The following is a 13751-nucleotide window of genomic DNA, read 5'->3' as shown; positions in this document are numbered from 1 at the left end:
AAGTTAAACCACATTTAAAACATAAATAACCACACAAGTCTCGATCTGGCAAAAAATGTCACACTGTTGATTATTAATAATTGCTTAGGCTAAATATCTAAACTTCTCTTTCAAAGTGCTTACCACAGATGACTATCCAGATTTGGTCAACTAAGATAAATAAAATAGATAGTTTGCCCACCTCTGTAATCGTTCTGTTTTTAACACGCCATAAACCTATTTTTCTACTTGGTTTATTTTTTTATATCACTCAAAATACCCATCATATTTAACAACGTGAGACGTTCATGACTGATGCTTTGGTATTGAGTGATTTGTCCAAAACTTATCGTAATGGTTTTCAGGCGTTAAAAGGTATTGATCTAACTGTACCTGAAGGTGAGTTTTATGCCTTATTGGGGCCCAATGGTGCAGGAAAGTCGACTACGATTAGTATCATCAGTTCTTTAACTAAAAAAACATCTGGTTCAGTTGAGATTTTTGGTCATAACTTAGATACCCACCCCTCTCATGCAAAACAATGTCTTGGTGTTGTTCCTCAGGAATTTAACTTTGGTCAATTCGAAAAAACATTCGATATTTTAGTGACCCAAGCGGGATATTACGGGATTCCTAAAAAGTTAGCAGAACAACGTGCTGAACTATATTTAGAAAAATTAGGTTTATGGGATAAGCGTAATATCCAATCACGTATGTTATCTGGTGGTATGAAACGCCGTCTGATGATTGCACGTGCAATGATGCATGAACCAAAACTTCTTATTCTTGACGAGCCTACCGCTGGTGTAGATATTGAGTTACGTCGTTCAATGTGGGATTTCCTCATCGAAATGAATGAAAAAGGGACATCAATCATTCTCACAACGCATTATCTAGAAGAAGCTGAAATGTTGTGTCGCCGTATTGCGATCATTGATCGTGGCGTCATTAAAGAAGATACCACTATGAAAGGTTTCCTCAATCAGCTCAATGAAGAAACATTTATATTTGACCTAGCAGAGCCGATTACATCCATCAATTTCAACATTATTGGTTTTAAATTTAATCTCATCGACCCAGTGACATTAGAAGTTACAATGGATAAGGCTCATAGCATGAATGACTTATTCTTATTACTTCAATCGCAAAACATCCAAGTCAGTAGTATGCGTAATAAGTCGAACCGTTTAGAAGAGTTGTTCGTAAAAATGGTTGAGAAAAATCTTGCTGGAGCAGATCAATGAACTTCAATCAATTAAAAACAGCACTGTGGACTTTAGTTGTTAAAGAAATTCGTCGCTTTATGCGAATCTGGCCTCAAACCTTACTTCCACCAGCGATCACGATGAGTTTGTACTTTGTGATCTTTGGTAATTTAGTTGGTTCTCGCATCGGTGAAATGGGTGGCTTTAGCTACATGCAATTCATTGTACCTGGCTTAATTATGATGGCAGTGATTACCAATAGTTATGCCAACGTTTCTTCCAGCTTCTTTAGTGCAAAATTCCAAAAGAGCATTGAAGAGTTGATCATGAGCCCCGTACCATTACATTTAATTCTTTGGGGTTATGTTATAGGTGGTGTTTGTCGAGGTGTGTTGGTTGGCTTGATCGTAACCATCATGAGTCTATTCTTTACTCATTTAGAAATTTACAACCTCTTTGTGACTATATATACAGTCATTATTACTTCATTATTATTTTCGCTTGGTGGCTTTATTAATGCTGTTTATGCGAAATCGTTTGATGATATTTCGATTATCCCGACATTCGTATTGACACCACTTACCTATTTAGGTGGAGTTTTTTATGCCATCAGTGCTTTAAGCCCTTTTTGGCAAAATGTCTCTTTAGTTAATCCAATTGTGTATATGGTCAATGCCTTCCGTTTCGGCATTCTAGGTCACAGTGACGTGAATGTTGCATTCTCTCTAGGTGTTGTGACCCTTTGTTGCGTTGTCCTCTATGCAATTGCATATCATTTATTAGCTCGTGGTTCAGGAATGCGTGAATGAGTGTTGAACATTCTTTATTGGGGAAAGACACCCAATACCCTACTCAATATCAGCCAGAGGTTTTATTTCCAATCGCCCGTGCAGAATCGCGCAAGCAATATGCACATATTGAGGGTATCACCCAAGGTAAAGACTGGTGGCATGTTTTTGAAATTTCATGGCTCAATCAACTTGGACTACCTCACGTTGCGATTGGTCGGATAACACTACCTGCAAGCTCACCCAATTTAATCGAATCTAAATCACTTAAGCTGTATTTTAACAGTTTGAACTTCACTCAATTCGAGTCAAAGCAAGTATTCATCGAAACAGTTGAACGTGATTTATCCAATGCTGCCGGTGCTCAAATCAAATTAGATTTATTTCAAGTCGATGATTTAGAAATTTCTAAACCTAAAGGTATTTGTATTGATGATTTGATTCCTGAGCGTTTATCTGAGCATCCAGATTCAACATTGTTACAACTTGATCAAACAACAGATGATCATGTTGAAATTGAGCTATATTCACATCTGTTAAGAAGTAACTGTCCAGTTACTGGTCAACCCGACTGGGGGACTGTTTTTATTCGTTTTCAAGGTAAAAAACCTTGTTATCGCAGCATTTTAGCTTATATTATCTCGTACCGTCAGCATAATGGTTTCCACGAACAATGCGTTGAACAAATATTCTCTGATATTTGGCAACTTTTGAAACCTGAAAAGCTTATGGTCTATGCAACTTATACTCGACGTGGTGGTTTAGATATTAATCCTTGTCGAGTATCTGATTTGTCATGGATGCCCGAGCCAATTCGCTTGGCGCGACAATAAAACGAATAAATTTGATATAGAGGACGTTCTTCAATGACCAGTCATTTCGGTATTCTTCCGTCAGCAAGTTTGAGTCAGGATATTCAACTTGCGCAAGCAAATCGTGATAGTAAAGAGCCACAATACCCTTTACGTGACAAAATTTCTCTTCAACTTACAGATGAGTTAATTGACACGATGCTCGTTCATTTGGTGCAACAATTTCCACCAAGCGAAAAACGAGATACGACTGAAGGACTTGCGATTAAAATTCGCGGCATTGTTGAAACTTTGATGAAACAGCTTTTAGGCAAAGCATCAAATGAGCAAGTTTTAGAATCATTAGCATTCATGGAAAAAAGCTTGTTCGTTGACAATGAAGGTCAGCAACGTATCGGTGCAGTTCTTCCTGATAGCCTTGTGGCAGACATGAAGAAAAGTTTTGCGGAAGTTGCAGCTGGAAATGGCAAAGAACAACGTGAAGCTTTAACAAAGCAGTTTAAAGCTTTTGCTGATGCTTTAATTCAACACTTTATGACAGACTTCAATAAAACATTGGGTCTCGGCATGGTAAAACGTGGTGTAGCAAGCGTTGCAACAAGTGGTGTTGAAACAGCTGTTCATATTGTGATTAAGAAATTAATTCCAAGCCTCAGCCAAGCTGAACTTGATGTATTCACAAAGCACTTTGATCAGTTATTGGTTCAAAAATAAGCTGTGATTTATAAAGAGGCGGTCATTGTAAAATGGTCGCCTTTTTTGTAGCAATTTTTATAAGAATAAAGTCGATATAAATGTCACAATTTCTAAATTTGCATTGTCTAAATCAGCGTTTATGTTAGCATTCGCGAAGCGTTGATTGACTAGATTTAGAATCGCATGGCACCAAGTTCACAATACAAATTTTTACGTCAAGCCCCTCGTGATGGTTTAAGTACAGCCACCCAGCCTTCCCGATGGCAACAGCTACATATTGATCCTTGGCTTTGTCTATTTTTGATTCTAAATGCAATGCTTGGTTTGACTGTTTTATACAGTGCTTCCGCCCAAGACGTTGGACTAGTCACTAAACAAGCAATTAGTTTCGCTATTGGCTTTGTCGTGATGTTTAGCTTGGCTCAGATCCCCCCAAAAGTTTATCAGGCATTTTCCCCCTACTTTTATATCTTTGGGGTTTTATCATTACTGGCTGTGATGATATTTGGTGAAGTCCGCATGGGTGCTCAACGTTGGATTGATATTCCTGGTTTTGGTAGTGTGCAACCCAGTGAATTCATGAAAATCGGTATGCCAATGATGATTGCATGGTTTCTTTCACGTAAAGCATTACCACCGAGCTTTTCTCAGGTCATCCTTTCTTTAATGCTGATTGTTGTTCCGTTTTTATTAATCGCTGAACAACCTGACTTAGGAACTTCATTACTTGTACTTGCAAGTGGAATCTTTGTCCTGTTTTTAAGTGGACTTTCATGGAAATTGATCGCTGCTGCCGCGGGCGCTGCAGGCATAATTATTCCGATCGCTTGGGAATTTTTACTACATGATTATCAACGTCAACGTGTTTTAACGCTTTTTAACCCTGAGGCGGATGCACTAGGTACAGGTTGGAATATTATCCAATCGAAAACCGCTATTGGTTCAGGTGGTTTTTCAGGCAAAGGTTTCTTAGAAGGAACACAATCACATCTTCACTTCTTACCAGAAGGACATACCGACTTTATTATTGCAGCTTATTCTGAAGAGTTTGGCTTGATTGGTGTTACCCTACTTATTCTGCTTTATTGTGCAATTATTATTAGAACTTTCCAAATCGGTTTACAAAGCTTTCATAACTATGGTCGCTTGGTTGCGGGTGCATTTGGTTTGTCGTTTTTTGTTTATGTATTTGTAAATGCAGGTATGGTCAGTGGTATTTTACCTGTTGTAGGTGTGCCTTTACCCTTTATGAGCTATGGCGGTACTGCAATCATCACACTGATGTCTACTTTTGGACTGGTTATGTCTATTCATACACACCGATAATGAGGAACTTAAAAAACATATGTTTCATCAAACTTTCAATAAAACTTTTAAATTTTTGACTTTAGGTGCCAGCTTATTTTTGAGCAGTAATTGGGCACAAGCAAACGAGTTTTATACTAATCCGAATTATCCAGCTTTTAAACAAAAAGCGATGACAACATATGGCTTGAGTAGTGAGCAAGTTGATGCAGCAATGAGTGGTGCTCGCAACTTACCTAATATTTTAAATATTATGACTCGCCCAGGTGAAAGTAAACCTTGGTATGAATATCGCTCTATGTTTTTAGTAGAAGGTACAATTCAACGCGGCGCTCGCTTTAAAGGTCAGTATGAAGATGCGCTCAATCGCGCAGAACAGCAATTTGGTGTCCCTAAAGCAGTCATATTGGGTATTTTAGGTGTAGAAACTGGATACGGTGCAAATAAAGGCTCTTTCATTACTCGAGATGCACTTGCAACACTTGCATTTGGCTACCCACGCCGTGCTGAGTATTTTGGTGATGAATTAGCTGCGCTTATCTCTTGGACTTATAAAGAAGGCTATCCAACAAATAGCATTGTAGGTTCATACGCTGGTGCGATCGGCTACCCACAGTTTATGCCTAGTAATATTCAGAAGCTTGGTGTCGACTACGATGGAAATGGTCATATTGATCTAAGAAACTCTGCTGTTGATGCAATTGGTTCCATTGCAAACTATTTAGCTCAACATGGTTGGCAACGTGATCGACCAATTGGCTTTCAAGCACGGTACTTAGGTAATAACCCAGATAGTATAATTGCAAAGGATTTAACTCAACCAACTCCTTACGGAGAGTTGAAAAGATTAGGTATTGCGCCTATTGATCCACTTGTTAAAATTGATGATTTAGATTTGGTAAATGTCATCCAACTGCAAGATCAATTTGGTCCAATTTACTATATTACTTACCCTAATTTCCAAGTGATAACGACCTACAACAAAAGCCGTATGTATGCAACTGCAGTATGGTTATTAGGCACAGAAGTAGCTAGTCGATAGACTAGCTTTTTTACAACATTCTGAAAAGTCAATAAATTTTTAATTAAAAAAGTTTAAACAATCAGCAAAATTCATATTTTGTTACAATATTGGTTGTTTTTTAACCAGAAACTGTAAGTTTTTGCCCTTTTTGTAACTATTTATCGTTAAAGACTAGACACACTTCGTAAGCGCTGAATATTATCGCCACAAGTTAAAGTAATTGCAAAAGTGAATAATTAGACATGTGCACTATATTTCAAGGTGGTTTTATTGAAATAGAAAAGCATGATCTCTAGGAGTTTATACAATGCAGTTTTCGCTAAAATATATTCTAGCGCTGACGGCAGGCTTAAGTTTAAGCCCGTTACATGCAGAAATGGTACAATCTTCATCATTGACTAATGATGTGGAAGGTTCCAACCTAGCTGCACGCGTTTTAAGCAAAGATTCTCAAAATTTTAATTCTCGTTTCTCTAACGTTAATAGTCTTTCAATCACTGAGAGTTCAGGTGACAAAGTCCGTCGCCAGACGATTGCTGCAAAGATCGATATCCCTGAAGAAGAGCCTTCAGTGATTGAAAAACTGAATACTGTTGCTTCAAACACCGTTCGTAAATTTACCCAAAATGGCGTTGCATCTTGGTATGGTCGTCAATTCCATGGTCGTAAAACTGCAAGTGGTGAAACATTCGATATGAATGCAATGACTGCTGCACACCGTAGCCTTCCTTTAAACTGTTACATCCGCGTAACAAATAAAGACAATGGTAAAAGCGTAGTTGTGAAAGTAAATGATCGCGGCCCATTCCATGGTAATCGTGTGTTAGATCTTTCTTATGCTGCTGCGAAGCAACTAGGTATGTCTAGTGCAGGAACAGGCAATGTAAGTATTGAACGTGTTGATGGTCCAAACTCTTAATTTTTAAGTTTGGATACTCAACCAATAAAAGCCACTTATTAAAGTGGCTTTTATGTTTTTCAGCTTCTTGTTTTATTTTTGACCGCTATTAAATTCTTCGGTATATTGATGACATAACACATTGTCATTATTGCAAGGAGTGCGTGCTGTGAAATCAATAGATGAATGGTTTGATGAGTATAGCGATAGTCACCAAAATCAAACCAATAAGAAAATTCACTGGGTATGCGTCCCTGCTATTCTATTTTCAATAATTGGCATTCTTTCCCATTTTAGTATGCTACTTACCGCATTATTGCTTGTACTTACTTTAGTATTCTATGCTCGTTTAGATATCGTTTTAGCTGTTGCTATGGCAGCTTTACTCGCTGTAATGGCTTGGTTGATTGTAATTTTACCTGTAGGTGTTGGATTTTATATCGGCGTTTTTGTGATTGCTTGGATTGGACAATTTTATGGTCACAAAGTTGAAGGCAAGAAACCTTCATTCTTCAAAGACCTCCAGTTCCTCCTGATCGGCCCTGTATGGTGTATGAATGCTTATTTAGCTAAAATCCTACCTAAATGGAAATCTCGTCAAAAATTGGCGCTTACAAGCTAATTTAGCGCATATTTAAAAATTAAAATTTAGGGAAGGTATTATTGATATACCTTTCCTTTATATTTCAGCCATCCATCAGTATGTTTTCCGCGTGGATCATGATGAGTCCAATGAATAACACCACCTTTTTCGCTATATTCATATTCACCGTAGAACTCAACGATATCTCCTTTTTTAAGCCCCTCTATTCTTGGCGCTAAATCAATATTGTGCGCAATCAGAACGGTTAAACCATTCTTTAGCTTAAGAATCATTTTTTGATGTCTTGAACCTTCATTATCATCAGCCAAGATTGCTTTTACTTCACCTCTGGATTGAGCTTGAATATTGCTGCGTTGCTGCTGATAAGCTTGCATGATCTTTTGCTGATCATCTATGCTAAGTTGTTGCGCAGAATCCTGAAGATCAGAATTATTTAATGCGTTTTGTTTTAAATCTATACCGAAATATGTGGCAATAAGTAGAACTATAATTGCAACGATTACTAAATTATTTTTTTGAGTTTTCATATCAACCTTTTTTATCCAAAACAAATAGCAAAATGCCAATCATATAGATTGGCATTTTAATCTTACAATGTCTGTATAGCTTAGAATAGTCGATTCATACCATTCAAAGCAGCCACACGATATGCCTCAGCCATGGTTGGGTAGTTAAATGTGGTTTCTACAAAATATTTTAAGGTATTGTTTGGGCTATGCATAACGACCTGACCAATGTGAATAATCTCAGCCGCATTGTTACCAAAGCAGTGAATACCTAACACCTCTAATGTATCGCGGTGAAATAAGATTTTTAATTCGCCAACAGTATCCCCCGTAATTTGCGCACGCGCTAAATGACGGAAAGATGCCTGACCTACTTCATATGGTACTTTTTCTTCAGTTAGCTCTTGTTCAGTTTTACCGATCGAAGAAATTTCTGGAATGGTATAAATTCCAGTCGGCACATCTTTGATTGGTTTAACATTCTTTTCGCCAACCATGTTAGCACCAGCACAGCGCCCTTGGTCATATGCTGCTGAAGCAAGTGATGGCCAACCGATTACATCACCTGCAGCAAAAATATTTTCTGCTTCAGTTTGATATTGATCATTTACCATTAATTGACCACGGCTGTTCGGCACTAAACCAACATTTTCCAAACCTAGACCATCGGTATTTCCTGAACGACCATTACACCATAGGATCGCATCCGCTTTGATTTTCTTACCACTTAATAAATGCAGAACGACATGATCATCAAAAGTTTCAAGTCGATCAATTTGCTCATTATGGCGAATCAATACACCTTGTTCACGTAAGTGATAAGAAAGCGCATCTGCGATTTCATCATCTAAATAACTTAATAATTTTTGCTGAGTATTGATCAAATCAACTTTGTGATCTAAACCGATAAAAATTGACGCGTATTCACAACCAATAACGCCTGCACCATAAATGATGATTTTTTGAATTGCGAAATCCAAATCAAGGATCTTGTCCGAATCAAAAACACGTGGATGCGTAAAATCTAAACCTTGAGGTTGATAAGGGCGACTTCCTGTTGCGATCACAATTTGCTTGCAAATGATCGTGTCTTTGATTCCATCTGGTCCAAAGATCAAAACAGTATTTTTATCTTGGATGTATGCACGACCGTGAAATACATCAATTTTGTTGCGATCATAGAAACGAGTATGCGTATCTACTTGTTGTTGAATCACTTTATGAGCATTACGTAATACTTGTTTCATAGTGAATTGTTTCCATTCACCTACTTTTTGAAACATTGGATCACGTTGATAACGGATAATACTTGATACTGTTTGACGCAATGCCTTACTTGGGATTGTACCTACGTGTGCACAGTTACCACCGAGTTGATCACGAACATCAACAATTGCAACACGTCTACCTGCTTTAGCTAGCTTCATTGCCGCGCCTTCACCAGCTGGGCCAGAACCGAGAACTACTGCATCAAATTTAACAATGTTCCCACCAACGACCTCTTTCTTACGTGGCATTCAAAGCTCCTTTAATTTCTAACCGTTTATTGCTTAATATATGATAACTAATATGCAGCGGGTTGATGTATTTCTCAACCATATATTTTTATATATTCACATTTTCAAAATGAATACCTGTTTTCAACCTAAAAACCTATAAATTTGACTATAATATTCCAGTATTTCAAGTCAAAGGTTGTGGAAAATATATGTCTGAACACCGTAAACCTGAACAGGGTATAAAACTTCGTGGCGCAGAAAAAGTCGCAAGAATTCCTGTTAAAGTTATTCCTACGGTTGAAGTACCTCGTAAACCAGACTGGATTCGCGTCAAAATGACTGCACCTGAAGAGGTTCAGCGTATAAAAACAACTCTACGTTCGCAAAAACTCCATACTGTTTGTGAAGAAGCTGCCTGCCCTAACCTACCTGAGTGTTTTGGTGGTGGTACTGCGACTTTTATGATTATGGGCGATATTTGTACTCGCCGTTGTCCGTTCTGTGATGTTGCACATGGTCGACCAAATGCTCTCGATCCTGATGAGCCACGTCACATGGCAGAAACTATTTCTAATCTTGGTCTTAAATATGCAGTGATTACTTCTGTAGACCGTGATGATCTATTAGATGGTGGTGCTCAACATTTTGTTGACTGTATTAAAGAAGCTCGCGCACTCAGTCCAAAAACTTTATTAGAAATTTTGGTTCCTGATTTCCGTGGTCGTATGGATATTGCCTTACGTATCATGACTGAATGCCCACCAGACGTTTTCAATCATAATATTGAAACTGTTCCTCGTCTGTATAAGGCAATGCGTCCAGGTTCAGACTATCAGCACTCTTTAAATCTATTAAAAATGTTTAAAGAATACTGCCCTGATGTTCCAACTAAATGTGGTTTGATGGTCGGCATTGGTGAAACTGAAGAAGAAGTTATTGCATTACTCGATGATCTTCGTGCGCACGATGTAGATTACGTGACCATTGGTCAATATCTACAACCATCGAAGCAACATGCTCCAATTGACCGTTTTGTGACACCAGAAGAGTTTGAGCACTATGCTGAACATGGTCGTAAACTCGGTTTCCGTAACATTTGGTCTGCGCCAATGGTTCGCTCAAGTTACTTTGCTGATCGTCAATATCACGGCGAACCAGTTCCAGCAGTACGTCGTAAAGTTGACCCAGCTAAAAAGATCGCAGTTCAAACTGTAGAAGCCTAAGCTTTGATCCTAATAAAAAAGAGAACACAAGTGTTCTCTTTTTATTTCCAAAAATTTACATTAATTATAAATTCAATGTTTCTTAGCGCCTGTGAATTCGGCGTGAATAATTACAACATAGAACTCAAATACAGAAAAATCACATAAAAACATTGTTTTACTTATTGCTCCCCCACGAATAACCTATTTACAAGAAAAAAGATCATTGAAAATAAAAAGCTAGAAAATTTTCAGTTTTTTTATTCAAAACTTTTTACTGAGCATAAAACAACACAAGAAGCGAAAACTTTAATTGCGTTATTGGATCAGTTAACGCTTTCTTAGCAAACAATATCAGGATGAAAATAATGAATAAACAACTTGCTACACTGACCGTAACTGCGCTGACGAGTCTGGCACTATTCGGCTGTAACAGTGATTCAAACAATGATACTGAATCATCAAGCTCCAATACCGGTGATACCTTAATTCTCACCAGCAACGGTATGATTAGTTCAGTTGACCGTATGATGCCAAATAAAATCGTATCCAACATGAAAGTTAAAGGTCTTCAATCAGGAGATGAACTTGTAGGTATAGATTACAGACCTAAAAATAGTATGCTCTATGCAGTAGGATTATTAGGAAATATCTATACCCTTAACCCATCAACGGGTGTTGCTACTTTTGTAAAAAAACTAGTTGCTGATCCAAATGATACGACTGACGGAAATGCCCCTTTTAGTCAAATTATGGGTGATGCCAATTTAATTACAGTGAACTTCAACCCAGTCGCGGATCGACTACGGGTCATGACCAACACAGGACAAAACTTACGAATAAATGTTGATACTGGTGCCACAATTACAGATGGTACTCTTAGTTTAACGGGTAGTAGCCCAGCAGTCATTGCAGGAGCATACACCAATGCATTTGACGGTACTGGCTCAACTAAGCTCTATAGTATTGACCAAAACTCTGATCGAATTTATCTACAAAATGCCAATGCAGGCACACTTGGTATATCTACCATGCTGGGTGACGATGTAAATACAAATGGTGGCGGTGGCTTCGACATTGATCCAGTCAATAATGTTGGATTTGCAGCATTAAAACTCAACACTGGGAATTATAAATTTTATCAACTTAATCTTGCCAATGTCGGAACAAGCAATGCTGCTATTTTTGCAATGGATGATTTAGCAACAAGCTTTAACTCAATGGGTGTTCGAGGTATTGCACTAAAACGGGCCAACGATGCAATGGCACAAGGTTTTGGTCTTACTCAAAATAATAAATTAGTAAGTTTTGCTTTAAATAACCCAAATATGGTGACAGAAAAAAATATTACAGGTCTGTTAGTTGATGAGAAATTTATCGGGATTGATTATCGCCTTAGAACGATGACAGATCATTCAGGAAAATTGTATGGTCTGACCAATAAAGCCAATATTTATACAATTAATACAGATTCAGGTGTTAGCACCTTGGTTTCTTCTCTAAAAACAGCTATGGGAAGTAGCTATACAACTTTAGATGGTACAAGCTTCGCTGTAGACTTTAATCCAGCGGCTGATCGTTTACGTGTGATAAGCGATACTGGACAAAATTTAAGAATCAATGTTGATACTGGAGACACCATTAAAGATGGTGATTTAAATGGTGTAATGAACGCCAAAGTTACGGCGGCAGCTTATACCAATAGCTTCAAGACTTCAGTGACAGGCTTAGGCACAGAATTGTTTGATTTAGATCAGATGAGTCAAATGCTTCTTAAACAAAGCCCACCAAACGACGGTACACTAAATAGTATTGGTAATCTTGGTATTAACCTTGGAACTGATAATGGTTTTGATATTGCGGGCGGTGACAATGGTTACGCTCTTGCAACGGTTTCAGGTAGTACAGGTCCATCTATTCTCTATCGAATTGATTTGAATAGCGACACCACTATTACCACTCCACGAGCAAGATTTGCATTGAGTGCCGATGGTATGCCAAGCTCATCGGCCTCTACAATTGGTAATAGCACAACTCCTCCACTCATTGATTTAGCGATTCTTTTAAAATAAGACATAAAAAAACACCACATGATTACATGTGGTGTTTTTTATTTATAAATGCTTAAGCAATATGCTTTTGTACTACGATTGAACCAACCGAATAACCCGCACCAAATGATGAAATCACAGCATATTCACCATTGTTGACTTGCTCACCTGTACGGTGCATTGCAATGATTACACCAGCAGAAGAAGTATTAGCAAACTCATCTAAAATAATTGGTGCACGATCTAAATCAGCATCTTTACCAACCACCAATTTTAAAATCAGTTCATTCATATTGGCATTGGCTTGATGCAACCAGAAACGTTTCACTTGTTCAGGTGTTAATTCTAATTTCTCTAATTGCGCAGTAATAATTTTTGCAACTAGCGGACAAACTTCTTTAAATACCTTACGTCCATCTTGACGGAACAATTTATCGTCAACCACTGCATCTTCACTACGGTTTAAGAAACCAAAGTTATTGCGAATGTTATTTGAGAATTGGGTAAATAAATGAATATCTAAGATTTCATAACCTGATTTTGTTTCAGTTTCTTCAATAATCGAAGCTGTCGCAACATCACCAAAAATAAAGTGAGCATCACGAGTACGATAATCTAAGTGACCTGATGTAATTTCGACATTTAGTAATAAAACACGGCGAGCACCACATTTCACAGCATCATAAGCTTGCTTTAAACCAAATGTTGCAGCAGAACATGCTACATTCATATCGTAAGCATAACCCTGAATACCAAGTGCAGACTGAATTTCAATCGCAACAGCTGGATAGGCACGTTGCATATTTGAACAAGCCAAAATAACTACATCAATATCTTCCGCTGTTACGCCTGCATTTTCCATTGCTTGTTTCGCGGCGATAACACCCCACTCTGCTTGCAGGGAAAGTTCTTCATTGCTACGTTCTTGTAAATGTGGACGCAAACGCTTTGGATCCAGAATACCTGTTTTTTCTACGACATAACGGCTTTTGATGCCTGATGCTTTTTCAATAAATTCAGGGCTTGAACCACGTAGAGCTTCTAGCTCGCCTGTTTCAATTTTATCTGCATTTTCTTGATTATATTGTTCTACATAAGCATTTAAACTTTCTACCAATTCTTCATTGGAAATAGATTCGGTCGGGTGAAATAGACCTGTACCTGTTATACGGATGCCCATGT

At 37.9% G+C, this 13751-nt stretch carries 13 protein-coding genes; 10 read left to right on the top strand and 3 right to left on the bottom strand.

What is annotated here, in order from left to right; all coding sequences use genetic code 11:
* The first annotated feature begins 287 nt into the window (after positions 1 to 287).
* The 8 genes from IO68_RS18595 to IO68_RS18560 all read left to right on the top strand — a co-directional run bounded on the left by IO68_RS18595 (position 288) and on the right by IO68_RS18560 (position 7329).
* Positions 288 to 1223 (top strand): ABC transporter ATP-binding protein, encoded by a 936-nt coding sequence (locus tag IO68_RS18595; RefSeq protein ID WP_007482099.1) that lies wholly within the window; start codon positions 288 to 290, stop codon positions 1221 to 1223.
* Positions 1220 to 1993 carry an ABC transporter permease gene (locus IO68_RS18590; protein WP_007482100.1) on the top strand — a complete coding sequence of 258 codons (774 nt, stop codon included), beginning with the start codon at positions 1220 to 1222 and terminating at the stop codon, positions 1991 to 1993. Before IO68_RS18595 ends, IO68_RS18590 begins: the two co-directional genes overlap by 4 nt.
* A complete protein-coding gene (gene queF / locus IO68_RS18585) occupies positions 1990 to 2805 on the top strand; it encodes an NADPH-dependent 7-cyano-7-deazaguanine reductase QueF (protein ID WP_023012495.1) in 816 nt (271 codons plus the stop codon). The genes IO68_RS18590 and queF overlap by 4 nt, the downstream gene beginning before the upstream one ends.
* Before the next feature lie 33 nt (positions 2806 to 2838).
* Positions 2839 to 3498 (top strand): hypothetical protein, encoded by a 660-nt coding sequence (locus tag IO68_RS18580; protein WP_023012494.1) that lies wholly within the window; start codon positions 2839 to 2841, stop codon positions 3496 to 3498.
* 165 nt (positions 3499 to 3663) lie between these two features.
* The gene (gene rodA, locus IO68_RS18575; RefSeq protein WP_004880139.1) at positions 3664 to 4806 is read left to right on the top strand and encodes a rod shape-determining protein RodA; all 1143 of its coding nucleotides are present in this window, start codon (positions 3664 to 3666) and stop codon (positions 4804 to 4806) included.
* 19 nt (positions 4807 to 4825) lie between these two features.
* Positions 4826 to 5827 carry a lytic murein transglycosylase B gene (mltB, locus tag IO68_RS18570; RefSeq protein WP_004880141.1) on the top strand — a complete coding sequence of 334 codons (1002 nt, stop codon included), beginning with the start codon at positions 4826 to 4828 and terminating at the stop codon, positions 5825 to 5827.
* A 289-nt stretch (positions 5828 to 6116) separates the two neighbouring features.
* Positions 6117 to 6728, top strand: a complete 612-nt coding sequence (locus IO68_RS18565) for a septal ring lytic transglycosylase RlpA family protein (protein WP_004880143.1) — start codon at positions 6117 to 6119, stop codon at positions 6726 to 6728.
* 148 nt (positions 6729 to 6876) lie between these two features.
* Entirely contained in the window at positions 6877 to 7329 is a 453-nt protein-coding gene (locus tag IO68_RS18560) for a DUF962 domain-containing protein (RefSeq protein WP_023012493.1), read from the top strand.
* A 38-nt stretch (positions 7330 to 7367) separates the two neighbouring features.
* Here IO68_RS18560 and IO68_RS18555 read toward each other — a convergent pair whose 3' ends face one another.
* Together IO68_RS18555 and sthA are read right to left on the bottom strand one after the other, a co-directional pair.
* Entirely contained in the window at positions 7368 to 7838 is a 471-nt protein-coding gene (locus tag IO68_RS18555) for a DUF3465 domain-containing protein (RefSeq protein WP_023012492.1), read from the bottom strand.
* 80 nt (positions 7839 to 7918) lie between these two features.
* The gene (gene sthA / locus IO68_RS18550; RefSeq protein WP_023012491.1) at positions 7919 to 9334 is read right to left on the bottom strand and encodes a Si-specific NAD(P)(+) transhydrogenase; all 1416 of its coding nucleotides are present in this window, start codon (positions 9332 to 9334) and stop codon (positions 7919 to 7921) included.
* 191 nt (positions 9335 to 9525) lie between these two features.
* Between sthA and lipA the strand changes: the two genes are divergently transcribed.
* Together lipA and IO68_RS18540 are read left to right on the top strand one after the other, a co-directional pair.
* On the top strand, positions 9526 to 10539 hold the full coding sequence (gene lipA, locus IO68_RS18545; protein ID WP_023012490.1) for a lipoyl synthase: 1014 nt from the start codon (positions 9526 to 9528) through the stop codon (positions 10537 to 10539).
* A 347-nt stretch (positions 10540 to 10886) separates the two neighbouring features.
* Positions 10887 to 12590, top strand: a complete 1704-nt coding sequence (locus IO68_RS18540) for a DUF4394 domain-containing protein (RefSeq protein WP_023012489.1) — start codon at positions 10887 to 10889, stop codon at positions 12588 to 12590.
* Positions 12591 to 12642: 52 nt separating this feature from the next.
* On the opposite strand, the gene IO68_RS18535 is transcribed toward IO68_RS18540, so the two are convergent.
* Positions 12643 to 13749: a beta-ketoacyl-ACP synthase III gene (locus IO68_RS18535; protein WP_023012488.1), complete on the bottom strand. Its 1107-nt coding sequence runs from the start codon at positions 13747 to 13749 to the stop codon at positions 12643 to 12645.
* Between the last annotated feature and the right edge of the window lie 2 nt (positions 13750 to 13751).

The organism is Acinetobacter sp. COS3 (genome assembly GCF_000475335.1).
Lineage (GTDB): Bacteria > Pseudomonadota > Gammaproteobacteria > Pseudomonadales > Moraxellaceae > Acinetobacter > Acinetobacter venetianus.
The sequence above is the reverse complement of the archived record's forward strand: the minus strand, read 5'-3'. Positions and strand labels throughout refer to the sequence as shown.